Genomic DNA, 26,431 nt, shown 5'->3' with positions numbered 1-26,431 from the left:
TTCTAAAAATCATCGTCATTGCTGCGTTCTGCGGCATCTCTATCAGCAATATCCATTGTATCTGGATAATCATTATCATCAAGATTGTCTTGCACCAAAATCTCATCCACACGCGACTCATCAAGGTTTTGACGATGCATAGGTGTTAATCCTTGCGTAGCAGCACTACCGACTTCTGAATTATCAAACCCTGCACTATTATCAATCACATCATCATTGTCGATAGTGTGCAGCATCGGATTGTCTAAATCGACCAACTGATTGTCTTGGTTATCGGTGCTGTCATTATTGTCGCGGCGATTGCCATCGATATGATCCATCTCTTCTGGTAGTGGATTCTTTGTGTTTTCCATAAGTCATTCCTTGTTGTAATTATTAGCAGTAAAGTCATTATAAGGGCTTATAAAAGCGCTGCTTATAGCGACATTGATAATCTGTCCATAAGTTTGTACGGTTATCGGGATTTTCACTAGTAGTAAGGTGTGACAGGATGTTCAAAAAATGTAAGGCGATTGCCAAAATGCAAAACGGCCACTCATATGGAGCAGCCGCTTGTCATTATAAGGTCGTTTATAGTTTTCTTATGATGTCAGTATAGAGAGAGCATGATAATGATTGTACTAATGATTGACATGCTTGAGCTCATAGTTTAATTTCTGCACAAGACATGATTCATAATCAGCCAGTTTGAATCGCCATAAATACGTCAAGGCAATACCATAGATGACAGTCTCAGCCAACTCTTCGACAACTTCACCAAATGTAGGCGGGAACATAATGGCGTTCTCGCCCATATATTGAATGATTGCCAGCGCGGTAACGATGAGGTAGAGCGAGACCGGCACATTCTTTAATACTGCCCATAGGTAGTGCCTCGAATAAGCTAATAGGCCAAGCGCGACGAGATAGATAACGGTCAGCACACTGTCTTCCCACCAATCATAAGAGTGATTTAAAAACGAGAAATCGCTCGGAACCAACAAATCTGGTAGATAGTTTAGCTCGCGACGAATGACGGTAAAAAATACAAGTGCGGCTGCCAACCAAAAGGCCTGAATGTGTTTGATATGACTTTTTATCATGTACTGTGTGCAACGCAGTAAACAGACAAATAGCAAGATCATACCAGGAATTTCAATAATGCCATCTGAACTCAAAATAACTGGCTCCTGCGTATCAAAAAAATGTGTCAAAAACAAAAAAGTGAGCCCGTAGGCTCACTCTAAACCAAAAAACATCTAACGAAATATGCATAATCTACTATGACGCTATTATAACCCAATATGGTAATAATAACGTCATAGAATATAACCAAGTAGTCATAAGTGGTTGTTTATATAGATGATACAGTGGGTTTCAAAACCCATCATAACCCATAATATCTTTAAGCTCGCTAGCGTTCTAAGTTGACCAAATCAATGATTAATGCGCCTCATCCCAGTTTTGACCGCTATCAGTCTCAACCAGTAACGGTACAGCAAAGTCGACATGCCAGCCTTTATCTACGGCCGTAGTCGTCAAGACATCTTGCATGGCATCGGTAATCAATTGGCTAACCGCGTCTACCTTATCGGCATCCACTTCAAACACCAGTTCATCATGGACTTGCAGCAGCATTTTGGCTTGATCTTTTGGCAATACCTTATCAACGGCAATCATGGCAAGCTTAATCAAATCAGCGGCAGATCCTTGTAGCGGCGCGTTGATTGCGGCACGCTCAGCGCCTTGCTTGACCATACGATTGCTATGATTGATATCAGGGGTATAGAGTTTACGGCCTAATATCGTCTCGACATAGCCTTGCTCGTACGCGCTAGCACGCGTATTAATCATATAGTTTTTGACACCCGGATAGCGCTCAAAGTACATATCGATATAGTCTTGCGCTTCACCGCGGCTCATCTGTAATTGCTTGGCAAGTCCAAAGGCACTCATCCCGTATAGCAGACCAAAGTTAATGGCTTTGGCATTACGGCGTTCAGTTGGGGTAACGTCCGCAACATCCTTGCCAAGCACTTCAGCAGCAGTCGAAGCATGAATATCTAGGCCTTCGTTAAAGGCATGCGTCAAGTTCTTATCACCTGAGAAATGCGCCATGAGACGAAGCTCGATTTGTGAATAATCCGCGGCCAAGATTACGCGACCTTCTGGGGCGATAAAGGCTTGGCGAATCAGGCGGCCAGTCGCCGTACGAATGGGAATATTTTGTAAGTTAGGATCAGTTGATGACAGACGGCCAGTACTGGTCAGTGCTTGATGGTAACTGGTATGCACGCGGTCGGTCTCAGCATCTGCAACATTATCGAGTGCATCGGTATAAGTGCTTTTTAGCTTAGACAGCCCGCGATACTCTAAGGTGATATCGACTAATGGGTGATCGATTTTTGATAGGACGGCTTCACCAGTCGAGTATTGACCAGATTTGGTTTTTTTGCCGCCCGGCACGCCAAGCTTGTCAAACAGCATCTCACCAAGCTGCTTCGGTGATCCTAAGTTAAACTCTTCGCCAGCCACTTCATAAGCACGTTTTTCTAGGGCGATGATTTCTTCATCAAAGCGTTTTGATAGCTCGTTTAAGAAAGAGCGTTTGATGAGAATACCATGTGCCTCCATTTGGCAAAGTATCTCTGCCGTTGGAATCTCGAGCTCGTGTAGCAATTTGGCATTATTGGTATCATTTGCCAGCTCAACGCTGAACACGTCAAATAACTGATAAGTAATATCAGCGTCTTCACAAGCATAGTCACTGGCGATATCGATAGCCACTTGGTCAAAGGTGACTTGCTTCGCGCCTTTACCTGCGACTTCCTCAAAGCTAATGGTCTGCGTTTGCAGATAATGGCGTGCCAAATCGTCCATACCGTGTCGAGTCGCTGCCGCATTGATGACGTAGCTTGCCAGCATGGTATCCATCGCCCAGTTATTTGGCTGCTCATGTATCGCACCGACTAAGTCAATATCATAGTGAGCAAGGATATGCGCATCATACTTTAGATGCTGTCCGATTTTACCGATATTTGGATTCTCTAACACAGGCTTTAAGCGCGCCAGTACGGTATCGCGGTCGAGTTGTTTCGCTGTTAGCTCATCACCTTCTAAGCGGTGGGTGAGCGGAATATAATAGGCTTCATGCGCTTGCACCGCAAAAGACAGCCCGACGATTTGCGCCTCGCGCCAATGAACACTGGTGGTTTCGGTATCAATGACAAAGTGCGGCGCTGCTTCTAATAATTCGACCAAGCTATCAAATGCTGGCTCATCGAGCACAGTGTGCCACGCTTTATCTTGATGGTTACTGCCCGTCATATTATCAGTGTTGGTCGATTGCAGTGATTTGGCAACTTGCGCTTGTGACTCAGCATTGGCTTGGCTATCAGCGACACTTTGCGCGCCATTCGCAGGGTGGTTTGGATGATCAAGAGATGCCAGCTCATTTCTAAATTCAAGCTCGGTATATAGGGCGCGAAGCTCCTCTATATGCGCACAAGGGTCGGTATTTATTTTTAAGTCGTTCCAGTCTTGGCCGATTTCCAAATTGGTGACGATGGTAGCAAGCTTTCTGTTAAAAGGAATGTCATCGGCATGTTCGATCAAACCTTTTGCGCCGCGGCCTTTGATAAAGCCAATGTGCTTGAGCATGTTGTCGATGTCACCATACTCAACCAACAAGTCTTTGGCGGTCTTTTTACCGATACCTGGCACGCCTTTGATACCGTCAGAGCTGTCGCCCATAAGCGTCAAAAAATCAATCATTTGGTTTGGGTTAATGCCGAACTTATCGATTACCGCTGGTGTATCCGTGACTTTACCAGTAAAGCTGTCTTCTAAGATGACGCAATCATTAACCAACTGCATCATGTCTTTATCACCCGTTGAGATGACCACATGGTGACCTTGCTCGACAGCACGATAGGCAAGTGTACCGATGATATCATCGGCCTCTGCACCCTCAATACGTAATAGCGGAATACCCAAGGCGCTAACCAAACGATGAATATAAGGAATTTGCTCTACCAGTTCTATATCGATAGGCGGACGAGCGGCCTTATAGTCAGACGACATATGATGGCGAAAAGTCGGTGACTTGGTATCGAAGCATACAGCCATATGAGTAGGGTGATAACGACGCATCAGTTTTAGCAGCGCATTCAAGGTACCGCGAATCGCATTGGTGATTAGACCCTGCGAGTTTTGCATGGTCTTTGGGAGGGCATGATAGGTGCGAAACAGATAATACGAGCCGTCGACTAAGATAAAGGGCGGCTGATCTTTGTCTACATGACTGGTATCCATCAGCGCGACGTTAGGCATGTCGTCAAAATTCGGTAAGGTTTTAGGATCGAGTGCTTGATGGGAGTTGTGGTCGTGATCGGCGGTATTGTCAGCTATATTATCAGTCATAAAAGTCACTTATCAGCTATTAGATAAAAATATGTCCTTATTATAACGATAAAAACAGTGCGTGCCGAACTGCTTAACCGTTACGAGATGTTCTGGCAGTTTTATTTTTACACCAAAATTTCAAACAAAAAAAGAACCCAGACCAGCTGAGTTCTTCTATAATTAACGTATTTTTAATTAACTACTTTCTTAATTAATCATTGATAATGAGTCTCATAATGCGTTACTTTACTTCTGAGGTGACTTCAACATCGATATTGCCGCGTGTGGCTTTAGAATATGGGCACACTTGGTGCGCTTTCTCGACCAACTGTTGAAACTCGTCAGCTGACAATTCTGTATTTTCACCAATGACATGAATTTTAGCAGCCAGTTTATAGTCATGGCCTTCGCCTTGAAGCAAATCTACTTCAATTGAAGTGGTTGAATCAAACTTTGCTTTTTCCATTTGCTTAACAGCTGCAAGGGCGCCATCAAAGCAGGCACTGTATCCCATGGCAAATAGCTGTTCTGGGTTATTGCCCTCTTTTCCAGAGCCTGGTGGTACCATGTTTATAGTCAGGTCATTGTCACTTAAGCTTGCTGAACCTGCACGGCCGCCAGTAACAGTCGCTTTGGTTGAATATAAAGTTTTCATAACACATCCTTTGTTTTGGTTTTTAGATTTTCGTGGTAAAGCCAAATAACCAACCTAGGATAACAAATCATTAAAACAGCTCAGTAAGTCGGTAGTAAATCTTTACGACAAGTTTGTAAATATGACTTTTGGAGCTCTCTACAGTAGCAATACCTGCTGGTGCTAATAAACAAAATGACCAAAGCCATGTGGTTGGTCATATTAATATCATCAAATTGGGTGATAAAAAATCTAAATCATAAGGACATTGTTCGATGAATAGAGTGGTTGCGATATCTGGTGTTTTCTTCTGGACAATGCTTGCGCTCATAGGCTGTGAAGTAGATGACGCCAGTTATGGTTCTGATAGCAACAATATTACGTTGACGAGCTTTGCCAATAGTTACGATAGTAAGGCCAACGATACTGCCATTGCACGCATCGATGAGACCTATCGTACAGGCGCACGCGAGATCAAAACCACCAATCTCATCAACAGTTATAGCAACCAGAGTCTCAATGATTTAGACAGAACCATATTGGCAGATAATTTCGAAGGTCGACTCGAAAACAAAGACATCGAAGTCAATGGTCGCACGGTCAAGCGTCCTATTTATGAAAAAAACAGTAATAACAAACTGGACTATCAAACCACCTATCAAACACTGAACTTGTCGGGCTTAACGACCCGCAGTTATAGCGCGGGCACGAGTATTGAAGAGCGCCGCGGTATTCTCACCGATTTGAGCAACTACTCAGAAATTCCATCCGATGTTGCTTTCCCTGAAGGCTCCGTTTGTTACATTCCAGTCGTGACAAGCGAGCGCTCATTTTTGGCTTTCAATGACAAAAATAAGACAGGCTATTCGTCATTGGAGAAATGGATCGAAGCTGCTAAACAACGCTTTAGTGACGACAGAGATCATATGACCTCTCAGTTTGGTGTTGGTATAGCAAATAAGCAAAAAGCGGCGCAAGTGATGTTCTTTGCATACAAAAATCAACCTGCCTATGAATATAGTGGTGTTGAATATGGGAAGGATATTTATGAGGCAAATTATGTTGCCAAAGGTAGCACCGATCCAAATATAGATAGCCGCTTTGGCGTGGTGGATTGTACGCTTGTCAATGAGGTCGCAGGAGACTTCTTAGCGGAGCAAATCAAGCGCTATTATTAAAATCAAGCAAGCCCTACGCTGACGGTTAAAAATTTTGTTAACACGCTTTGTCTGACTGATAGAGCGTGTTTTTTGTGCGTGAACTCTGCACCCTAACGCGAAATCGGCTACAATACGCTCATTATTGATTCTATTTATTTAGATTAACTTCTAAATGACACAACTGTTGAAGCTGAAAACTATGAGCGTAGATCCAAAAAAACTCAACAAAGAAGTGGCCAAGCGCCGCACCTTTGCCATTATCTCGCATCCCGATGCTGGTAAAACCACCATGACCGAAAAGCTGCTGTTATGGGGACAAGCGATTCAGGTAGTGGGCGAAGTCAAAGGCCGTAAGACCGATCGTCATGCCACTTCAGATTGGATGAGTATGGAGCAAGAGCGTGGTATCTCAATCACCACCTCTGTCATGCAGTTCCCGTACAAAGACCACATGGTCAACCTACTAGACACCCCAGGTCACGCCGACTTTAGTGAAGATACCTATCGTACCTTGACTGCCGTGGATAGCGCACTGATGATGGTCGATGGCGCAAAAGGTGTCGAAGAACGAACCATCAAGCTGATGGAAGTTTGTCGCATGCGCGATACGCCAATCATTTCGTTCGTCAACAAGCTCGATCGCCAGATTCGTGAGCCGCTTGAGCTACTGAGTGAAATTGAAGCGGTACTAAAGATTAAATGCGTGCCCGTCACATGGCCGATTGGCATGGGACAGGATTTTGTTGGGGTGTATCACCTTGCAGAAGACAAAACCTACTTATACGAGAAAGGCAATGGCGGCAAGATGACCGTCTCTGAAACGCGTGAAGGCTATGATTATCCTGATATCCGCGAGCGTCTAGGTCAGCTGATGTTTGACGCTTTTGAAGAGTCACTCGAGCTGGTACAGATGGCGCTAGAAGAGTTCGATGTAGAGGCGTTTTTGGCAGGTGAGATGACGCCAGTTTTATTTGGTACGGCATTGGGTAACTTTGGTGTCAATATGGTACTCGATACCTTGGTCAAATACGCGCCACCACCAAAAGCCCATCCAACGACTGAGCGTAAAGTATCAGCAACCGAGACCGATTTCACAGGTTTTGTTTTTAAGATCCAGGCAAATATGGATCCACGTCACCGTGACCGCATCGCCTTCTTGCGCGTGTGCTCTGGCAAGTACGAGAAGGGCATGAAAATGAAGCACGTGCGTCTGGGTAAAGACGTTCGTATTGCCGATGCCTTGACCTTTTTGGCAGGCGACCGTGAAGCATTAGAAGAGGCGTATCCGGGCGATATTATTGGTTTGCATAACCACGGAACGATCTCTATCGGTGATAGCTTCACTGAAGGCGAGGAGCTGAGCTTTACCGGTATTCCTCATTTTGCTCCTGAATTGTTCCGCCGCGTGGTACTAAAAGATCCGCTTAAATCAAAAGCCCTGCAAAAAGGACTACAGCAATTAAGTGAAGAGGGTGCCACGCAGGTATTTATGCCGCAAATCAATAATGATTTGGTCTTGGGCGCGGTTGGGGTGCTACAGTTTGAAGTGGTCGCGCATCGTCTCAAAGAAGAATACAAAGTGCAATGTACCTTTGAGCCAGTATCGATTGCCACTGTACGCTGGATTCACTGCGATGATGACGTGGCTTTGGCAAAGTTCAAGAAAAAAGCCCATGACCAGTTATCAATCGATGGTGGTGGTTATCTGACTTATCTTGCGCCATCACGGGTCAACTTACAATTGATGCAAGATCGTTATCCAGAGATCACCTTTAGCAGCACGCGTGAGCATTAAGATTATTTGTATCAAATATACCTGCATCGCTTATTGTTCAATGATTAAGACACGCTAGCCGTGTCTTTTTTATTGTCCGTTATTTATGCGGCAAATGAGTCAAGAGAGGTTTTGAGTGATTATAGTTAAGTCTAAATAAAAACGATACAGGATAATAAATTCATTTGATTAAACGCTATTTTTCTTGCTTGCTGTGACTACGTCTCCAGAGGCTGCGCAAAATAGCGTGTAATCTTATTGTATCGATTTTATAGTGAACCGACTATAGCAACACTTCAAAAACACAAACAGTGTTCCTACAATACAGCGTCATTGTTACGGTAGAATGTATTACAACATTTTATATTTATAAAAGAGGATGCATGAAAGCTATGGTTCAATCTCATCTTAATAGGTTCACGCTGACGCATATTTCTTTAGGCAGAGTAGGGCGTACACGGCGAATTGGTCTCTTAGCAAGCGGTTTACTGATGGGTGCCGCTAGTCTGTCCGCAAATGCAGGTAGCCTTATCAGCTCAGCAGAGTATCTCGATTATCAGTTACCAGAAAAAATTCAAAAGATGTGTACTGAGCGTGATAATTGCCCAGAAATTGAGATTAAATACCTTAAGACAAATCATGGTTGGATAGATAAGACAGTCAATGCACGTATTGATAATTTGGTGGTGAATAGCAAGCCAACTGAGTCAGCACCTATTAAGACGAAAAGCAGCCAGGAAGACGTAACTGCTGCGATTAATGACTTTGCGACATCGCAGTTTCAAGATATGCCTGAAGAGGTTTCGTGGGCTTATAGCTTGATGGTGACGCCTGATTACTTGGGTCACGTCAATAACTTTGAGCTGTTCGAAATCAACTCCTACGTCTTTACTGGTGGTGCACACGGCATGCCTTATAGCGAGTATCTAACGTTTGATCTGACCACCAAAAAACAAGTCACTCTTGATGACATGCTGATCAAAGGCAAAAAGCCTCGTTTTGAAGCACTCGCGCATGATGCGTATAAAGCATGGGTAAAGACCGTCGCTGATGATGTCAGTAGCTATGAGAAAAGCTGGCCGTTTATGTTGAGCGACAATGTGACCTTGACAGAGACAGGGATTAACATTCGGTATCAGCACTATTCTATCGGTCCATACGCCTACGGTATGCCGGTATTGAGCATTCCGTATAGCCAGCTTGATAAGGTCATCAAGCCTCACTTTATACCAAAATAGATCAAGCACATGACCACTAATTATGCTCTCTATCATAGAGTGATCAGTGAATAAAAATTGACAGTAATTTGCTTAAAATCGTTTGAAAATTAATAGAAAAAATAAGGAGTAACAAGATGACGGATAATACAGATAGTGTGAGCACGGCAGCACAAGCCAGCACATGGCAATTAAATGCATTAACAGAGGCACTGGGCGATCTGACACTGACAGTCGAGGATAGCTTGTCTGTAGGTCGCGGCGGTGACAATGATGTGGTACTCGGCAGCAAGCAAGTATCTCGCAATCATGCCATTCTAAGCATACTTGATGGTCAGTTATACGTAAAAGACTTAGACTCTTCTAACGGTACCTTTATCAATGATCGACGTATCGCGGGCAACGAATCAAACCTTCTACAGGCTGAGGATACGCTTGGATTTGCAAGCTTTAGCTTTCAGGTACAAGCGCCTGTCGCTGCTACAGCAGATGGGACACTAGAGCCAGTCATAAAGGACGATACAGTAAGTAGTGTCAGTGATGAGACTGCCCCAGCAGAAACTACTGAGAATTTGCATGATGAATATATCATCGAAGAGCATATCGTCAGCGAGCCAATCGTAAAGCAAACGAATATTGAAGAGATTTTACCCACTGCAGAGGATGCAGAGAGTCCATCTGTCGATACTACTTCAAACACCGTAGTAGATTCAGCAAGTGCGCCTGTAGTTGACAGAGCGGAAGTGGCTGAACCAGTGCCTCAAGAGCCAGTAGTTAAAGAGACTGGTATTGAGGATGTCTTGTCGGCTGCACAAAGTGCTACGCCTGCATCGATTGAAACAGCACCAGAAGAGTCAGAGCCTGTATCTGAAACGCCTGTATCTGAAACGCCTGTATCTGAAACGCCTGTATCAGCGGCGACTGAGTCAACTGTAACGGAGTCAGAAGCTGTGACGACTGCAGAGCCGTTGACCCCAACAGTATCTACTGATGATGAACCATCAGTATCGCAGCCAACAGTAAGTGAAGAACCTGTAGTAAATGAAAAACCAGTAGTAAGTGAAGAGCACGACAAAACGACAAAGACTGAATTACAAGAAGAAGCCGATCCTGATGTCTTAAAAGCCAAGCAAGCAGCGACCGCGCAGTTTTCGGGTACGGCAAATTTAGGGCGGGATCATGATCTTGGCACCCAAGGCAATAATGCCATGGATCAAGAAATCAGTAATCCAGCTCATACAGGACAAGTAGAGAAAAAATCTAGCGGTGGTTGGTTTATATGGGTATTTGCTGTCATTTTGATTATTGGCTTGGCATTATGGCTATTTAACATGGGCGTTATGTAGGGACATCGATCCGTAGTTTGAATACGAGCGTTTATCCATAGCTATCCTGATTGATAAGCAGTCCGTTAGCTCAGTTAGTTTATGAAGGTTGAGGCCTGAACTTAACTGCTGTATGAATCGTCATTCAGACAAACTGCTTTTTATAGCGCTAACATTCAAATACGGTGTTGGCGCTATATTTTATGGTTCAGTCCACTGTTTTATTTTTTGCCATTCTGCTGCTAAGAGAGCGTTACTATGATGACTTTCCAAGAATATCAAGCGTTTAAAGATCGGGGTTTTAGTCATGCACCCTTAGTCAAAAAACGTTTGATGGATGCACAGACGCCAGTGTCTGTGTTTTCCAAAGTACGTGATTTAAACGGCTCTGCATATTTGTTTGAGTCTGTGGTAGGCGGTGAGCGCTGGGCAAGATACTCGATGATCGGCTTGGGTAGTGATCTTATTTTACAGTACGCTGATGGCAATATGACTACCAAGCGGAACGATCATATCGATACAGCAGCAGTAGAGAATCCTTTTGATTATATCCGTCAGTTGATGGTGCAGTATCGAATGCCGACTTCTGAAGATGTGCCCACCATGCCAAGTTTTAGCGGCGGCCTAGTCGGTTACTTTGGTTACGACATGGTACGTATCATTGAGCCTAGTGTGGGCCTATCTGACGCACCCAATCCAATGTCAATGCCAGATATGTGGCTGATGCTTTCCATGAGTGTCATTGTTTTTGATAATTTAGAAAATACCTTATCGATCATCGTCTATGCTGACTGTCAAACCGAGGAGGGCTACAGCTTAGCTATCCGTGAGTTGGAAAAAATCGAAGAGAAGTTGGCAGAACCGTCCAATTTGTCCGCGCCAGTGATGCCCACACCAAAATTTATCTCGCAAACCGGTATGGAAAAGTACTGCAGCGACGTTAAGAAAATAAAAGACTATATCGCAGCAGGCGACGTCATGCAGGTGGTTCCAGCACAGCGGTTGACGGCAGATTACACAGGCGACTCTCTAGCCGTCTATCGTGCATTACGCTATCTAAATCCATCGCCGTATCTGTTTTTGGTGCATGGCTATACGCTTGATGATCACAAACGCTTTGATATCATTGGCGCTTCTCCTGAAATCCTGTCCCGTATCGAAAACGGTAAAGTCACCGTACGGCCACTAGCAGGGACGCGCAAGCGTGGTCAGAATGAAGCGGAGGATCTGGCACTTGAACAAGAGCTGCTCACTGATGAAAAAGAGACTGCCGAGCACTTAATGCTTATTGATTTGGGTCGCAATGATATCGGCCGTGTTTGTGAATATGGCAGTGTCAAAGTTACAGACAAGATGTTTATTGAGCGCTACTCACAAGTCATGCACATCGCGTCCAATGTGGAGGGTATGATAAGGTCTGATAAAGACGCGCTAGATGTATTTTGTGCCACGTTTCCAGCGGGTACACTATCAGGCGCGCCCAAGATTCGCGCGATGCAAATCATTGATGAGATAGAGCCAGTACGTCGGACAGTATTTGGTGGTTCAGTGGGCTATCTAGGTTGGAATGGCAATATGGATACCGCCATTGCTATTCGTACAGCAGTGATGCGCCGCGGTGAAATCCATATCCAAGCAGGCGCAGGTGTTGTTGCTGATTCTGTGCCAGAAGCGGAGTGGGATGAAACCAATAAAAAAGCATTGGCGTTGGTCAAAGCGGTAAAAATGGCCTGTAATGGACTACGCATTCGCTAGTTATATAGCCAGCTATGCAGCGCATATAATCACAACAGATCAGAAGAGCAATTACGTTGTTATTTTTCTATCAAAAAAATAACAACGTAATCAGTAGCTTGAATATTATTATTAAAATAATAAAAAAAAAGATAAAAAAGGGCTTGCGCATCTCAAAATATTTGATAGAATAGCCACCACTTTAGAGAGAACAAGCCGACTTAGCTCAGTTGGTAGAGCAACTGACTTGTAATCAGTAGGTCGCCAGTTCGATCCCGGCAGTCGGCACCATCTCTTTTAAAGTAGCTTTTTATGAATTTGTCTTAAATGAGAGTCATTTTTGTTCAAAGCACCCTTAGGTGGGATTGGGGAGCGGTCAAACCCAACAGACTGTAAATCTGTCGCGAAAGCTTCGAAGGTTCGAATCCTTCTCCCACCACCATATTTTTTTAAAAGTTTGTTATAGCGCCAAGCATGCTCTATATAGTTTCTAACTCTCAACTAGAGTTATTAAGATTAGAGTAAATGCGGGTGTGGTATAATGGTAACACCTTAGCCTTCCAAGCTAATGACGCGGGTTCGATTCCCGCCACCCGCTCCATATATACACCATCGCAAAGCCTATTAATTATTCATCACGACATCAGTTATTACTACTGTATCGTGATATTTTTTTTAGTGCAGCTCAAAGGTTTACACTATACGCTCATATAGCTCAGCGGTAGAGCACTCCCTTGGTAAGGGAGAGGTCTCGAGTTCAATTCTCGATATGAGCTCCATTTATTATGTAAATCCTCTATGCTTGTTTTGCTATTTATATATAGCTTTGCGTCGATATCGAAAATATAAAATATTGAAACATATAAAATTAGTACGACAGGTAACGATTTAAAGGTGACACTGAGGTGTTGCCTTTTAGTGCTGTCAGCATATTAATAAATATTGCTTTTGATGATTCGATATCAACAGAATTAAAACTGGTAAACGAGTATGCAAACGTTTATACATTACTTTTTGCATTTTGGTTTCCCTCTCGTTATCGCAGTTGTATTTTTTAAGAAAGAGTGGAAAAAAGCATATCTGATATTGCTTGCGACTATGTTAGTTGATTTGGATCACTTAGTAGCAGACCCGATCTTTCAGGCTAATAGATGTAGCATTAATTTTCATCCGCTACATACGTATTATGCGATGCTGGTATATGTTGCTTTGCTCTTTTTTCGTAAGCCTTTTAACATCATTGGGATTGGATTGCTTTTTCATATGTTAACGGATTTTACGGATTGTTTGATGATGTCATCTAGCTGATATAATAGCTTTGCACATCGAGCCGTTAAACGGTTATAAGCAGTAGCATATTTAAGACCTCTTTAGATAATAGAAAAATAGGTTTCGAGCAAGAGATGTATGACTATTGAGGATAAGCCGGCGTATAATAACGGATACAAAAATTAGTTCGAAGTGCTGTTTGATAAGAAGCAGTGGTTCGTGCGGTTGATAGCTAGGTTTATGATGAGTTAGTTTTATTATGAGCCATTAAACAGCTTTTTATTGATCATTCACCAAAAAAAGAGGAAATACCCATGGCAAAGGCCAAGTTTGAACGTAGCAAGCCACACGTCAACGTCGGTACCATCGGACACGTTGACCATGGTAAAACCACCCTTACCGCTGCAATCGCAACCGTAGCTGCAATCACTTCTGGTGGCGAAGCAAAAGACTACGCGTCTATTGACTCAGCACCAGAAGAAAAAGCACGTGGTATCACCATCAACACCTCACACGTAGAATATGACACAGACACACGTCACTACGCACACGTAGACTGCCCAGGTCACGCCGATTATGTTAAAAACATGATCACAGGTGCCGCTCAGATGGACGGCGCAATCTTAGTTGTATCAGCAACTGACGGCCCAATGCCACAGACTCGTGAGCACATCTTGCTATCACGTCAGGTTGGCGTACCATACATCATCGTATTCATGAACAAATGTGACATGGTAGATGACGAAGAACTACTAGAACTAGTAGAAATGGAAGTTCGTGAACTATTGAACGACTATGACTTCCCAGGTGATGACACCCCAATCATCCACGGTTCTGCTACTGAAGCCCTAAAAGGCTCACAAGAAAAATACGGCCAACCAGCCGTTGTAGAACTACTAAACGTACTAGACACCTACATCCCAGAGCCAGAGCGTGACGTTGACAAAGCATTCCTAATGCCAATCGAAGACGTATTCTCAATCTCAGGTCGTGGTACCGTAGTAACTGGCCGTGTTGAATCTGGTATCGTAAAAGTTGGTGACGAAATCGAAATCGTTGGTATCCGTGACACTCAAAAAACCACCTGTACTGGTGTAGAGATGTTCCGTAAAATGCTTGACGAAGGTCGTGCTGGCGAAAACTGTGGCGTACTACTACGTGGTACTAAGCGTGAAGACGTACAACGTGGCCAAGTACTAGCGAAGCCAGGTTCAATCACGCCTCACACCAAATTTGACGCTGAAGTATATGTACTGTCAAAAGAAGAGGGTGGTCGTCACACACCATTCCTAAACGGCTATCGTCCACAGTTCTACTTCCGTACCACTGACGTAACTGGCGCAATCCAATTACAAGACGGTACTGAAATGGTCATGCCTGGTGATAACGTTGAGATGGGCGTAGAGCTTATCCACCCAATTGCTATGGACAAAGGTCTACGCTTCGCTATTCGTGAAGGTGGCCGTACTGTAGGCGCTGGTGTTGTTGCTAACGTATTGAACTAAGACTTAAGTCTCAGTAATGAGATTATGAATTAGTCATAAAAAAGCCACCCTATCTAGGGTGGCTTTTTTTTTGGGGGTGTGAATGAGGAGAAGGAGTTAAATACTAGGGTTTTTCTCTCATTTGAAAAAATAAATTCTAAAGCTATAAGTTACAAGGACTGCTTCATATACAGTAGATTAAAGATTTGCTTATAGATAGCTATAACCCTTATTATATAATGGCAGGATTTTAAAAATAAAAACACAATAACTTAAATCGGAGTAAATAATGATTACCCATGTACCTGATGTAACTTTTAAAACTCGTGTTCGTGATGAATCTATCGGTGGTGAAAACCCATTCAAATGGTATGATCTAACCACAGACGAGTTATTTGCCAATAAAAAAGTAGTGGTATTCTCACTACCTGGCGCCTTTACACCAACCTGTTCAACCAGTCATTTGCCTCGCTATGAAGAGCTTTACAATGAGTTTAAAGCGCTAGGTGTTGATGAAGTTGTTTGTGTTTCTGTTAACGATGCCTTTGTTATGTACCAGTGGGGCCTGAAGCAAAACCGTGAAAACGTTTTCTTACTTCCTGACGGTAACGGTGAGTTCACTCGTAAGATGGGTATGCTGGTGGATAAGAGCAATCTTGGCTTTGGCATGCGTTCATGGCGATATTCGATGTATGTGGATAATAAAGAAATCAAAAAGGTGTTCAAAGAACCTAACTTCGGTGACAACTGCTCAACAGACCCATTTGAAGTGTCAGATGCAGATACCATGTTAGAATATCTGAAAAGTAATGCTTAATCACAATTCTTAAGTGTGTTGACGTTTGACTGGTATCATCAGGCGTCGATAAATACTTGAATGCTGAAGCTCAAATACTGTTGAACTGCTTAATCCTTAAGTATAAGGGCTAAGCAGTTTTTTTATGTTTTCTACAAAAACTTTGGCAATATTAAAAGAAATACCTAAGATAGTGTTAAATATGAGGCGCGAAAGCGGGTATTTATGACATAAATAATGTCATTTCTGAGTAATTATAAAAATGACGATAAGATAGCGTTTATTGCATAAGAAAAATAAAGGGAGAAGCGGTGTTTATTATAAAGAAATTAGCAATCAATACATCAGAGCGGCAACAAGCGCTTCAAGCCGTTGCAAATATCGAAGCGCTCGTACAGCCGCACGACGCATGGACTGAGCAGTCGTTGGCTGAGATGCTCGCGCAAGATAGTATGCATATGCTCATAGTTTATAAACAAGAAGATAAAGCCGATAATAATAAAGTCATTGGCTACTGCCTCTATCAAGTGATTTTTGAGCAAGCAGAGATTTTGCGTATTGGCACGCATCCTGATTATCAACGACAAGGCATTGCTTCACAAATTATTGATAAGTTGCATGAAGTATTGCAGAGTAATCAGGTGGAAAATTTGTTATTAGAAGTACGAGCAGACAATCATGCTGCGATAGCGTTATATGAAAAGCAAGCATTTGCAATCATTCATAGACGCAAAGGCTATTATAAGTCACCGAATCAGTCCGCAATTGATGCGTTAATCATGCAACATGTCTATGGTGAGTGAAGAGAGTAAATTCTCATTAGGAGTTATAAGCGTGGTTTCTTTAAAGATAAATTATTTATCTCAACCAACGTTATCGTGTTTAACTTGATGGTATTTTCTTCTTACAGATATTAGTGTCTAACTGATAATTGCTGTCTGCTTTCATCCGTGCAAGAACATCTATACGCTCGCTCAATAATTCTACCATCACGCTTATATTGGCTTGCTGTTTCCTGACTTGTTCTAGCTTTTGCTGAGTCAGCATGAGCTGCAAATCAATATCCAATTGGCCATCATAGTAATCGTTTAAGCTGTTTTTGATTTCAGTAAGGGTGAAACCAATGGCTTGCGCGCTTTTGATTAGCTCAATACGCTCGACGCACTCGGGATGAAACTCAGTATATAAACGTGAGCCTGCTTGACGCTTACGCGACCTTAATAGGCCCAACTGTTCATAGTGACGCACGGTGTCTTTGGTTGTATTGGCTTTTGCTGCCAGCTCTCCGATTAGCAGAAATGAGGTATCAAGCGCCATAAAATTCTCTTAACTCTTTAGCTTTTGTAGATTTCATGATTGATGCTGCCAAGGATTTGCTGTATCGAGAAGGGATACGGCCAATGGCTGATGAAAATTATTGTGCCAATTGATGGAGCGACTGCTTATTAAGCGATCTAATTGAGCAAGAAAGTCAGGACGCGGTAGAGTAGTGGCACCCAAGCTCATGAGATGATCATTAGGTAACTGGCAGTCGACAAGTGCAACATGACTTTGCTCACATAAGCGCATCAACCCCCAAAACGCGAGTTTTGACGCATTAGAGGCACGATGAAACATGGATTCACCAAAATAGATGCCGTTGATCTTTAGCCCATATAATCCACCAATGAGCTGACCTGTCTCGTCCCACACCTCAATGCTATGGGCAAATCCTTGCGCATGCAGTTTGGTATAAGCCTCAATCATCTCTTCATGAATCCAAGTGTGTTCGCGTTCGGGCAGGTCATTATTAAGACCATCGCTACGCGGCAGACTACAGGCATGTATGACGTCATCAAAAGCTTGATTGAGTGTTAGTTGCCAACGCGTGCGACTTGCTTGCTTGCGCAGTGACTTACTCGGTTGATAATCAGATGGGACGATCACACAACGCGGCTCAGGACACCACCAAGCGATAGGCTCATCTTCATTGAACCATGGAAACAGTCCTTGTGCATAAGCAGATATTAATGTATCGGGTGCAAGATCGCCACCCATCGCGACAATACCAATGCCCTCAGGATCGATAGAAATAGGATCAGGAAAGTCATAACGCCCAAGACTTTGTAAAGTCTCAGGCGTGATGTATTGATCATGATCGCCGTGCTGCGCAAAGTTATTCATTTAGTCTTCTTGATCAGCAGTCAGCGTTGACGCATAGGTATGGTCTTTCGCCGTTGTCTCACCGATAGCATCCAAATATTTCTCAGCATCCAGCGCTGCCATACAGCCAGTACCAGCAGAGGTAATGGCTTGACGATAGACATGATCAGCCACGTCACCTGCGGCAAACACCCCTTCGATACTGGTCTGCGTGGCATTACCATTCAAGCCACTATTGACGACCAGATAGCCATCTTTCATATCCAATTGACCTTTGAATAGGTCGGTATTAGGCTTATGACCGATGGCGACAAACATACCCATTGCATCCAGTTGTTTGGTGCTGCCATCAATCATTGATTCGATAACGACACCATTGACGCCCATGTCATCACCGACAACTTCTTTGACTTGATGGTTCCACTCAATTTTGACATTACCGTTTTTGGCTTTTTCAAACAGCTTGTCTTGTAGGATTTTTTCAGAGCGCAGGCTATCACGGCGATGCACTAAAGTGACTTCAGAAGCAATGTTAGAGAGGTATAAGGCTTCTTCAACGGCTGTATTACCACCGCCAATCACAGCGACTTTTTGATCTTTATAAAAGAAACCGTCACAAGTGGCACAAGCGGATACGCCAAGCCCTTTAAATTTGGTTTCTGATTCTAGACCTAGGTACTGAGCAGAGGCACCTGTTGAGATAATCAGGGCATCACAAGTATAGGTGCCGTTGTTACCTGACAGCTCAAAAGGTCGTACATTCAAGTTAACATCATTGATATGATCATAAACCAATTCTGTACCGAAACGCTCAGCATGTGCTTTCATACGCTCCATTAATGCAGGACCGGTCAAATCATGCGCATCGCCTGGCCAGTTATCGACTTCGGTGGTGGTGGTTAATTGGCCACCCACTTCAATACCCGTTACCATAACAGGTTTAAGGTTGGCGCGTGCCGCATAGACCGCAGCCGAATAACCGGCAGGACCTGAGCCTAAAATGATGAGCTTTTCGTGACGTGAAGCAGTAGTGTCAGTTGCCATAAGTGGTTCCTTTCTAAATATACGAACTAAATATACGAATGAAAAATATGAGTTATAAATCTAATAAAAAACGTCAAGCGTTGCTACTAATATGGTTTTTCTAATTGCTGTGTGATAATAACATAAGGGTAGATAGCAAAAAGTGCAAGTTTGCTAAAACAAACACAGCTATCATTAGAATCAAAGCATGATAACCTTGAAATACTCGTGCTAGAAACAGCTGGTATTTTATGGGGTCTATACAAAATTGTTAGCAGTATTCTGTTAGGGCGTGTTGAACATTCGCAAATAGGCACTGCTGATCGCTAAAATGGTTCCAGACAAGGCACAAAGCGACGATAATGCAGATGCCTTAGCGAGATTTGTAACGCAGTATGGGGCAATTTTAGCATCAGCCCCAACGATAAAAGCAGGGGACAGGACTCTTTTTTGCCACTTCATCGTTAAAAATAAGCGCTTAGAGTGACTAAACTTATTATTTTTAACATCGAATCGCCTAAAAAATAGTCGCTGTCAGTGCCATGGTCGAATGTTCAATACGCCCTAGTAACTTTTGGATTATTCGCAGATTTTTTGCGCAAATCGTACATTGATTTACTTTCTTGCACGCTTTCTTTATAAGAGTGTCGCCACTGTACCTATGTATTTGTTATTATAAGAAGTTATGCCAAGTGTGATAGAGCTTAAGCGATGACTGCTATGCTCAGGCCTTTTGAGAGGTGAATCTCAACCAAACACTTTGCTAGGTACCTTTATATGTCAGCACTTTATGTCAGCATGATTAGACTTAGTCATGCACTGGCGACCATTTAGTATTAACAACAAGGCAGATTTTACGTGATATCAGCACCGCTTATTGAGTATTTAAAAAAGGGAATATTTACCCTCCTTGGGCTAATACTGGCTGTTTATTTGTTTGTTATTTTAATGACTTACACAGGCAATGATCCTAGCTGGTCGCATATCAGTAGTGATATGACGACTATTAACAATATGGGTGGCCAGACGGGCGCTTGGTTGTCCGACTTGCTCTATAGCTTTTTTGGCTATGGTGCATGGTGGTTTTTAGCGTTTGTGGTTTATGAGTCTATCCTTATTTGGTGGGACAATAAGCCGACGTTTTGGCTCATGCGACTGGTCGCTTATGTGTTTTTGCTGTTGAGCGCCAGTGCATTATTTGCACAACTGGTTGCCTTAATTCAGCAAGTAGCCAATCCTGCATCAACGGGACTTGAAGGCGTGGCTGGTGGTATCATCGGTCTTGAGTTGCAGCAACGTTTGGCACAGTTGCTATCGCAGTGGGGCAGTGTGGTTTTCTTGGCGGTGTTCGTTGTGATTACCGCGACCTTTGCCTTTAACATCCATTGGCTCTCTATATATCAGAAGATTACAGCACTATCTTGGCTTGGCTCAGGGTTAAAAAATAAAGAAGATGCTGCCGAGTTGGATGAGCAAAGTGAGGTGTCGCAAGACCGTGACAGTATCAAAGAGGGAAATCCCAATCAAACAGCCGAGTATGAGCAGCTGCCACTTGAGTTGCAATCAGCTGACGATGCGAATAGTGTTCACGCAGTAGATAATAGTGGCAGATTCAGCAATGTATTATCAGATTTTTTGTCGACGTCCGGATTGGCTGATAGTGTGAAAGCATCTATGGCGACAGCAAAAGCAGCAGCAACGTCTAGCGATGAGAAAAGTGAGTCACCATACGCGGTCGCAGCGACCGCTAATGCTACGGTTGGCAGTACAGTCAGTGACACCAACACATCAACGATACCAAACCCTATCGCAGCGCCTGTTCGCAAAGTCGAGCCAAGCTTTGCATGGAATGATGCAAATACGGTTGATAATTTGCTCGCGCGTGAACAGATGGCTTATAGCACTAACAGCATAGATAATTCTACTGTGCCTAACTATGCACAGAGTGAAGTCGTCACTGACGTGTCACTAGAAGAAGCAGTACAAACCTCTGTGGCAGCACCGATGGTAGAAACCGAAACTCAATCAGATTTATCTAATCAAGAGCTAGCTACTCAATCCTCAATGGATGAATCAACGAATGCTCAAGCTGTCAATCAGGCTATTACTGAGCCGGAAGACTCTCACCCAGATGATATAACGGAGAATGTCGATAAGTTGGCAGAAGCATGGTTGGCGGAGCATGGCAATATATCAGAACCTGTTGCAAAATCGTCGGTTGCTACTGCTGAGGAAACTAATGTCACTAATCAAATTCCGCAAGAAGAGCTATCAAGGCCTACGTCAGACGCCACTAATAGCATTCTAAGTGACGACTCTTATGGGCTCTCTGCTGCACAGTCCGAACTATTACAACGTAATGAGTCATCGCCTGTACCTGAGGTCACAGTGGCTCAGCCATCAGTAGAGGTGGCCGCATCAGTATCAGAAATTTCGGATATGACACCGACCAATACGCCGCCTGCCAATCCAAAAGCGGCGCCAACTGTGGAAGCGGTCAGTTCGGCCTCAAATACGCAGCCTGTAGCCCCAGCTAAACCTTCTGTCAGCTTTGCGGTACCAGAAGGTGATAGTAGCAACCATATCACTGACATGATGCCGGAGGAGGATAGTACTGACGATAGTGCACCCGTTATGCCGCATATCAGTGACGATGCGGCGTTCAGTCAAAAATCACGCTCGATGCAGACGGCTGCCTATCGCAGTAGCCTAACCCCTATTCCAGAAGTGTCTATATTGGACAAGCCTGATCCTGACCGTAAGCCTAGCTATACCGTTGCTGAGCTTGAACAATTATCTGAGCTGCTTGAGATCAAACTACAAGAGTTCAATGTAAAAGCCTCTGTAGTTAATGCCATACCAGGGCCTGTGGTGACTCGTTTTGAAGTGGAGCTGGCGGCTGGTGTCAAAGCCAGCAAAGTTACTGGTATTTCACGTGACTTGGCGCGCTCACTATCGATGGCCTCTTTGCGTGTGGTCGAGGTCATCCCTGGTAAGCCGTATATTGGTATCGAAGTGCCCAATAAAAAACGTGAAATGGTGCGCTTAATCGAGCTACTTAGTACCGAGATGTTCAAAGACCCTAAAGCACAAATCAGCATGGCGATGGGTAAAGACATTGGCGGTAACCCCATTATTACTGATCTGGCGCGTGCCCCGCATATGCTGGTCGCTGGTACCACAGGCTCTGGTAAATCGGTATTGGTCAACTCAATGCTATTATCGATGTTACTCAAGTACACACCCAATCAATTGCGACTCATCTTGATTGATCCAAAGCAGCTGGAGCTTGCCAACTATAATGACATTCCGCATCTGCTTACCCCAGTTGTTACTGACATGACCGAGGCCGCTAGCAGCTTGTCATGGTGTGTGGCCGAAATGGAGCGTCGCTATCAGCTAATGAGCTTACTCAAGGTTCGTAAGCTCAACGAGTTTAATAAAAAAGTCATCGCGGCAGAGAAATCAGGCAAGCCAATGCTCGATCCGTTATGGCGACCAAATGATAGCGTGAGTATTAGCCAAGCGCCAAAGCTCAAAACGCTGCCCATGATTGTCATCGTCGCGGATGAGTTTGCCGATATGATTATGCAGGTGGGCAAGCAAGCCGAAGAGCTTATCACGCGCTTGGCACAAAAATCACGTGCGGCTGGTATTCACTTAATGCTAGCTACTCAGCGCCCATCAGTCGATGTCATTACGGGTTTGATTAAAGCCAATATCCCAGTACGGGCAGCACTACGTGTCAACTCAAAAGTCGATTCGCGTACGATTCTGGATAGTGGCGGTGCTGAGGACATGCTCGGTAACGGTGATATGTTGTTCTTGGGGCCAGGTCAGATTGAACCAGATCGTGTGCACGGTGCTTATGTCAGTGATGAAGAGGTCAACCGTGTCTGTGACGCATGGCGTGAGCGCGGTGCGCCCGATTATATTGACAACATGGCAGGAAATTTTGAGCTATCTAGTCCGGGCGGTGGTAGCACGGCTAATGCCTCTGGTGAAGATGATGATCTATATAATGACGCCGTCGCCTTTATTATGGAAACGCGTAAGGTCTCAGCTTCTAGTATCCAGCGTAAGTTCAGTATCGGATATAACCGTGCAGCGCGCATTGTCGACTCAATGGAAGACGCTGGACTGGTCAGCTCGATGGGCAAAAGTGGTAAGCGCGAACTGTTAATGTAGTGCTTAGTATTGAATGAATAATGAAAAAACGAGTCATGAAAATGGCTCGTTTTTTTTGTGAAAGAGATTCAAGATTAATTCACTCATAAGCGAATAAGCTACCAAAACTTTCAAATGACCAGTGAGTTTGTTTATCAACCATAAGTCGTGGTTTTTTATAATAAACTGACAGTTACTGATGAAATAGATATTTAAAAATTCTTACTACAATTACTCTCCAAGGAAGGTTGGTTATGTTTAAAGAATATACCCAGTACGATGCACTCGCCTTAGCGGCACTGGTTAACTCAGGTGAGGTCAGTGCAAAGGAGCTATTAGACGCCGCCGTTTATCAGGCCAATAAACTCAATCCCAAGCTAAATGCCATTATTCACCGCTTCGATGAGCGCGCTTACAACGCGGCGCAGGCAGGACTGCCTTCTGGCGTATTTACTGGCGTGCCGTATTTGCTAAAAGATTTATCATTTAGCTTCGCAGGTGAGCCTATTACGATGGGCAGCCGCAGCGTCAATATCCTCTCAGAAAAAGACAGCGAAATCGTCAAACGCATGAAAGCGACAGGCGTCAATACCTTTGGCAAAACCAATACGCCAGAGTTTGGCTTGATTATCACCACTGAGCCAAAAGCCCATGGCGCCACTCACAACCCGTTTAAAAAAGGCTATAGCTCTGGTGGCTCGTCAGGTGGTAGTGCCGCGGCAGTGGCGAGCGGTATCGTACCGATGGCAGGCGGCGGTGATGGTGGCGGTTCGATACGGTTTCCATCTGCCTGGTGCGGTGCGTTTGGCTTAAAACCAAGCCGTGGTCGCAATCCACTTGGCCCTAATCTTGGTGAAGGGTGGGATGGGGCAGTGGCCGATCATGTGATTACGCGTTCGGTACGTGATAGTGCCGCGATGCTCGATGCCACCAGTGGTGCAGAGATTGGCGCGCCTTATGTCATTGCGCCGCCAGACGGCACGTTTTTGCAGGCGGCGATGCGCGCGCCAAGGCCATTGAAAATCGCGTTACAGCAGCAGCCATTGATTGCCAATACCGTAGTGGACAAAGAAGTACTTGCTGTACTGGAGCAAACCGCTAAGCAGCTAGAATCGATGGGGCATCAAGTGATACCCGCTGAGCCAAATATTAATATCGAGCAGTTTTGGCATGACTTTATCGTCGTGGTCTGCGCGCATACCGCCTTTACGATTGATAATATCGAGCGCGAGTTTGGGCCCGCCCATATCAAAAACCTAGAGCCGCAAACCTACAATATGGCGCTACTCGGACGTTCGCTATCAGCAGTGGACTTGGTTCATGCCAAACACGGTTGGCATAACAGTCAGTATCAGACGGGACTGTTATTAGAAACCTACGATATGATTTTGTCCCCAACGGTACCGACGCCTGCGGTCAAACACGGCGTGCTACCACCCAGCCGCATGGATGAGATGATGATGCGTAGCGCTGGGGTGCTCAATAAAGGGTTTGCCATGGGTAGATATGCCTTTAAGTCAGGCATGATCGAAAAGCTAAGCGCCCCTGTGCTAGGAAAAATGGGCTTTACGTTATTGGGCAATGTCACAGGATTGCCAGCAATGTCAGTGCCGGTCGGTATGAGTAAAAAAGGCTTACCAATTGGCATGCAGCTGATTGGGCGTATGAATGATGAGGCGACGCTATTTAGTCTGGCAGGTGAGATGGAGCGTGCGGGTTTATTTACCAAACCTGCCTTTGAGAAGTAGGTTTGGTTTGTGTGCTTTAATTAGATAAGTAGGAAATAGTAAATAGAAGCTAATCAAAGCGGTAAATATCCATACCCAAACTATGATGGGCCATACTCTGGTGAACAACCGAGACGCGCTGACCGGCACCTAACGCAAAAAACAATGGCAGCAAATGCTCGTCACTTGGATGAATGTCTTTGTACTCTGGATATTGTTGCCAGTCGAGGGCAGTGGGTATGTCTATCTTAAGCTGCTGGAGCAACCACTGTTTAAAGGATTTGGCAGCTTGGTCAATGCTATCGGCATCCCAGCGTAGCGCTTGCAAGTTGTGGGTGATATTGCCTGAGCCAATAACAAGAATTTTCTCATCACGTAGATGCGCGAGCTGCGCGCCCAATTGATAGCAAGCAATGCTATCGTAATGCTGCGGCAGTGACACTTGAACGATAGGCACATCTGCCTCTGGGTACAGGTGTCTGAGCGGTGCCCAAACGCCATGATCACAGACACGTACAGGATTGACGCTACATGTGATACCGCGTGCGGTGAGCTGCTGAGCAAGTGTCTCAGCCAGCGCTGGTTGACCTGATGCAGGATACTGAAGATCGTAAAGCTCAGGCGCAAAACCCGAAAAATCATGCCACGTTTTTGGCTGCGGGTTACTGCTAATCTCAAGCTTTGCTGATTGCCAATGCGCCGACATAATGACGATAGCACGTGGCTTAGGTAAGTTTTGCCCGATACGTGCCAATGCACTGGTCGTGGCAGATTGCTCAATCGCAAGCGTGGGTGCCCCGTGCGAGATAAACAACGCAGGTAGTTTGGATGCATTAGGCATTATAGCAGACGCACTTTCCCATGCCGCAGCAGAGGTAATAGGTGTCTGTACAGTGTCGTGATGATGGTCACGCTGATGCGTAGTCTGAGAGGCTTTGGATGTCGCGCGTTTTGGATATGTCATGTTCCATTTATTAGGGCGTACGCCAGTTTTTCAATCTATTTTGGGATTGACGTTTTAAATCAAAAAAAAGCTTGGGGTTTGGTTAATTACCGCGATGATAAGGGTGGTTATTGTTGATACTCATCGCGCGGTATAGCTGCTCCATTAGTACAACGCGTACCAGCGGATGCGGCAATGTCAGTGCTGATAATGATAACTTTGCGTCGGCTTTTGCTAACACTGCTGGTGATACGCCATCTGCACCGCCGATGACCAACGCAATATCATCACCTTGCTGCATGCCATCAGCGAGTTTATCAGCCAATCCTTCCGTTGAAATCATCTTACCTTTGACGTCTAGTACCCATAATTGCTCACGGCTCGCGGTATTATGAGCGGCCAATATCGCTTGGCCTTCTTGCTCACGGTACTGTGCTAGATTGGCATCTGATGGGTTTTTTGCCCGTTTTGCAGCGGCAATCTCTATAATCTCTGTGCTCAGCATGGGCTGAATACGCTTAAAATACTCATCAAAACCTGTTTGCACCCAGCTAGGCATCTTATTGCCAACGCTCAAAATTCTTACCTTCATAGTACGTACCATTTTTTAAATTGAAAAATTTTTACATTCGAGCACTGAATCTGGGTATTGA

General features: G+C 44.4%; 20 protein-coding genes and 4 tRNA genes. 15 read left to right on the top strand and 9 right to left on the bottom strand.

Annotation, left to right across the window (positions count from 1 at the left end):
• Positions 1–2: 2 nt before the first annotated feature.
• From AOT82_RS06245 to AOT82_RS06230, 4 genes are all read right to left on the bottom strand, one after another.
• Positions 3–353: a hypothetical protein gene (locus tag AOT82_RS06245; protein WP_071002267.1), complete on the bottom strand. Its 351-nt coding sequence runs from the start codon at positions 351–353 to the stop codon at positions 3–5.
• 267 nt (positions 354–620) lie between these two features.
• Complete coding sequence (locus AOT82_RS06240; RefSeq protein ID WP_071003681.1) at positions 621–1,157, bottom strand: hypothetical protein; 537 nt, start codon at positions 1,155–1,157, stop codon at positions 621–623.
• A 265-nt stretch (positions 1,158–1,422) separates the two neighbouring features.
• On the bottom strand, positions 1,423–4,401 hold the full coding sequence (gene polA / locus AOT82_RS06235) for a DNA polymerase I (RefSeq protein ID WP_071002266.1): 2,979 nt from the start codon (positions 4,399–4,401) through the stop codon (positions 1,423–1,425).
• Between the two features lie 223 nt (positions 4,402–4,624).
• Complete coding sequence (locus AOT82_RS06230; RefSeq protein ID WP_071002265.1) at positions 4,625–5,038, bottom strand: organic hydroperoxide resistance protein; 414 nt, start codon at positions 5,036–5,038, stop codon at positions 4,625–4,627.
• Positions 5,039–5,292: 254 nt separating this feature from the next.
• On the opposite strand from AOT82_RS06230, the gene AOT82_RS06225 reads away from it, so the two are divergent.
• The 13 genes from AOT82_RS06225 to rimI all read left to right on the top strand — a co-directional run bounded on the left by AOT82_RS06225 (position 5,293) and on the right by rimI (position 16,579).
• Entirely contained in the window at positions 5,293–6,195 is a 903-nt protein-coding gene (locus AOT82_RS06225; RefSeq protein WP_071002264.1) for a hypothetical protein, read from the top strand.
• Positions 6,196–6,376: 181 nt separating this feature from the next.
• A complete protein-coding gene (locus AOT82_RS06220) occupies positions 6,377–7,972 on the top strand; it encodes a peptide chain release factor 3 (RefSeq protein WP_071003680.1) in 1,596 nt (531 codons plus the stop codon).
• A gap of 362 nt (positions 7,973–8,334) precedes the next feature.
• Positions 8,335–9,189: a DUF3298 and DUF4163 domain-containing protein gene (locus AOT82_RS06215; protein ID WP_083328872.1), complete on the top strand. Its 855-nt coding sequence runs from the start codon at positions 8,335–8,337 to the stop codon at positions 9,187–9,189.
• Positions 9,190–9,305: 116 nt separating this feature from the next.
• Entirely contained in the window at positions 9,306–10,514 is a 1,209-nt protein-coding gene (locus tag AOT82_RS06210; protein ID WP_071002263.1) for an FHA domain-containing protein, read from the top strand.
• Between the two features lie 237 nt (positions 10,515–10,751).
• Complete coding sequence (gene trpE / locus AOT82_RS06205; RefSeq protein WP_071002262.1) at positions 10,752–12,248, top strand: anthranilate synthase component I; 1,497 nt, start codon at positions 10,752–10,754, stop codon at positions 12,246–12,248.
• 194 nt (positions 12,249–12,442) lie between these two features.
• Positions 12,443–12,518, top strand: a tRNA-Thr gene (locus AOT82_RS06200).
• A gap of 67 nt (positions 12,519–12,585) precedes the next feature.
• Positions 12,586–12,669, top strand: a tRNA-Tyr gene (locus AOT82_RS06195).
• 85 nt (positions 12,670–12,754) lie between these two features.
• Positions 12,755–12,828: transfer RNA gene (locus AOT82_RS06190), tRNA-Gly, on the top strand.
• Positions 12,829–12,931: 103 nt separating this feature from the next.
• Positions 12,932–13,006: transfer RNA gene (locus AOT82_RS06185), tRNA-Thr, on the top strand.
• Positions 13,007–13,217: 211 nt separating this feature from the next.
• On the top strand, positions 13,218–13,535 hold the full coding sequence (locus AOT82_RS14095) for a DUF6122 family protein (RefSeq protein WP_071002261.1): 318 nt from the start codon (positions 13,218–13,220) through the stop codon (positions 13,533–13,535).
• 275 nt (positions 13,536–13,810) lie between these two features.
• Positions 13,811–15,001, top strand: a complete 1,191-nt coding sequence (gene tuf / locus AOT82_RS06175) for an elongation factor Tu (RefSeq protein WP_071002260.1) — start codon at positions 13,811–13,813, stop codon at positions 14,999–15,001.
• Between the two features lie 268 nt (positions 15,002–15,269).
• A complete protein-coding gene (locus tag AOT82_RS06170; protein ID WP_071002259.1) occupies positions 15,270–15,797 on the top strand; it encodes a peroxiredoxin in 528 nt (175 codons plus the stop codon).
• Positions 15,798–16,087: 290 nt separating this feature from the next.
• Positions 16,088–16,579: a ribosomal protein S18-alanine N-acetyltransferase gene (rimI, locus tag AOT82_RS06165; RefSeq protein ID WP_071002258.1), complete on the top strand. Its 492-nt coding sequence runs from the start codon at positions 16,088–16,090 to the stop codon at positions 16,577–16,579.
• Positions 16,580–16,658: 79 nt separating this feature from the next.
• Here rimI and AOT82_RS06160 read toward each other — a convergent pair whose 3' ends face one another.
• From AOT82_RS06160 to trxB, 3 genes are read right to left on the bottom strand one after another with little or no spacing between them, the layout of a single operon-like run.
• Positions 16,659–17,093 (bottom strand): MerR family transcriptional regulator, encoded by a 435-nt coding sequence (locus AOT82_RS06160; protein WP_058023725.1) that lies wholly within the window; start codon positions 17,091–17,093, stop codon positions 16,659–16,661.
• 33 nt (positions 17,094–17,126) lie between these two features.
• Positions 17,127–17,939 (bottom strand): leucyl/phenylalanyl-tRNA--protein transferase, encoded by an 813-nt coding sequence (gene aat / locus AOT82_RS06155; protein WP_071002257.1) that lies wholly within the window; start codon positions 17,937–17,939, stop codon positions 17,127–17,129.
• Positions 17,940–18,962: a thioredoxin-disulfide reductase gene (trxB, locus tag AOT82_RS06150; protein ID WP_071002256.1), complete on the bottom strand. Its 1,023-nt coding sequence runs from the start codon at positions 18,960–18,962 to the stop codon at positions 17,940–17,942.
• 837 nt (positions 18,963–19,799) lie between these two features.
• Here trxB and AOT82_RS06145 point away from each other — a divergent pair.
• Entirely contained in the window at positions 19,800–23,129 is a 3,330-nt protein-coding gene (locus tag AOT82_RS06145; protein WP_071002255.1) for a DNA translocase FtsK, read from the top strand.
• 233 nt (positions 23,130–23,362) lie between these two features.
• Positions 23,363–24,856, top strand: coding sequence for an amidase (locus tag AOT82_RS06140; protein WP_071002254.1), 1,494 nt, complete (start codon positions 23,363–23,365; stop codon positions 24,854–24,856).
• 49 nt (positions 24,857–24,905) lie between these two features.
• On the opposite strand, the gene AOT82_RS06135 is transcribed toward AOT82_RS06140, so the two are convergent.
• Both AOT82_RS06135 and rlmH read right to left on the bottom strand, forming a co-directional pair.
• Positions 24,906–25,799: a DODA-type extradiol aromatic ring-opening family dioxygenase gene (locus AOT82_RS06135; protein ID WP_083328871.1), complete on the bottom strand. Its 894-nt coding sequence runs from the start codon at positions 25,797–25,799 to the stop codon at positions 24,906–24,908.
• Between the two features lie 82 nt (positions 25,800–25,881).
• Positions 25,882–26,370 carry a 23S rRNA (pseudouridine(1915)-N(3))-methyltransferase RlmH gene (gene rlmH / locus AOT82_RS06130; RefSeq protein WP_071002253.1) on the bottom strand — a complete coding sequence of 163 codons (489 nt, stop codon included), beginning with the start codon at positions 26,368–26,370 and terminating at the stop codon, positions 25,882–25,884.
• Positions 26,371–26,431: the final 61 nt, after the last annotated feature.

This window comes from Psychrobacter sp. AntiMn-1, from assembly GCF_001854065.1.
Classification (GTDB): domain Bacteria; phylum Pseudomonadota; class Gammaproteobacteria; order Pseudomonadales; family Moraxellaceae; genus Psychrobacter; species Psychrobacter pacificensis.
The sequence above is the reverse complement of the archived record's forward strand: the minus strand, read 5'-3'. Positions and strand labels throughout refer to the sequence as shown.

Excerpts from the sequence above, each read along its gene's own strand:
- AOT82_RS06245 (WP_071002267.1), bottom strand. The coding sequence starts at position 353 with ATGGAAAACACAAAGAATCCACTACCAGAAGAGATGGATCATATCGAT.
- polA (WP_071002266.1), bottom strand. The coding sequence starts at position 4,401 with ATGACTGATAATATAGCTGACAATACCGCCGATCACGACCACAACTCC.
- AOT82_RS06230 (WP_071002265.1), bottom strand. The coding sequence starts at position 5,038 with ATGAAAACTTTATATTCAACCAAAGCGACTGTTACTGGCGGCCGTGCA.
- AOT82_RS06225 (WP_071002264.1), top strand. The coding sequence starts at position 5,293 with ATGAATAGAGTGGTTGCGATATCTGGTGTTTTCTTCTGGACAATGCTT.
- AOT82_RS06220 (WP_071003680.1), top strand. The coding sequence starts at position 6,377 with ATGAGCGTAGATCCAAAAAAACTCAACAAAGAAGTGGCCAAGCGCCGC.
- AOT82_RS06215 (WP_083328872.1), top strand. The coding sequence starts at position 8,335 with ATGAAAGCTATGGTTCAATCTCATCTTAATAGGTTCACGCTGACGCAT.
- AOT82_RS06210 (WP_071002263.1), top strand. The coding sequence starts at position 9,306 with ATGACGGATAATACAGATAGTGTGAGCACGGCAGCACAAGCCAGCACA.
- trpE (WP_071002262.1), top strand. The coding sequence starts at position 10,752 with ATGATGACTTTCCAAGAATATCAAGCGTTTAAAGATCGGGGTTTTAGT.
- AOT82_RS14095 (WP_071002261.1), top strand. The coding sequence starts at position 13,218 with ATGCAAACGTTTATACATTACTTTTTGCATTTTGGTTTCCCTCTCGTT.
- tuf (WP_071002260.1), top strand. The coding sequence starts at position 13,811 with ATGGCAAAGGCCAAGTTTGAACGTAGCAAGCCACACGTCAACGTCGGT.
- AOT82_RS06170 (WP_071002259.1), top strand. The coding sequence starts at position 15,270 with ATGATTACCCATGTACCTGATGTAACTTTTAAAACTCGTGTTCGTGAT.
- AOT82_RS06160 (WP_058023725.1), bottom strand. The coding sequence starts at position 17,093 with ATGGCGCTTGATACCTCATTTCTGCTAATCGGAGAGCTGGCAGCAAAA.
- aat (WP_071002257.1), bottom strand. The coding sequence starts at position 17,939 with ATGAATAACTTTGCGCAGCACGGCGATCATGATCAATACATCACGCCT.
- trxB (WP_071002256.1), bottom strand. The coding sequence starts at position 18,962 with ATGGCAACTGACACTACTGCTTCACGTCACGAAAAGCTCATCATTTTA.
- AOT82_RS06140 (WP_071002254.1), top strand. The coding sequence starts at position 23,363 with ATGTTTAAAGAATATACCCAGTACGATGCACTCGCCTTAGCGGCACTG.
- AOT82_RS06135 (WP_083328871.1), bottom strand. The coding sequence starts at position 25,799 with ATGACATATCCAAAACGCGCGACATCCAAAGCCTCTCAGACTACGCAT.
- rlmH (WP_071002253.1), bottom strand. The coding sequence starts at position 26,370 with ATGAAGGTAAGAATTTTGAGCGTTGGCAATAAGATGCCTAGCTGGGTG.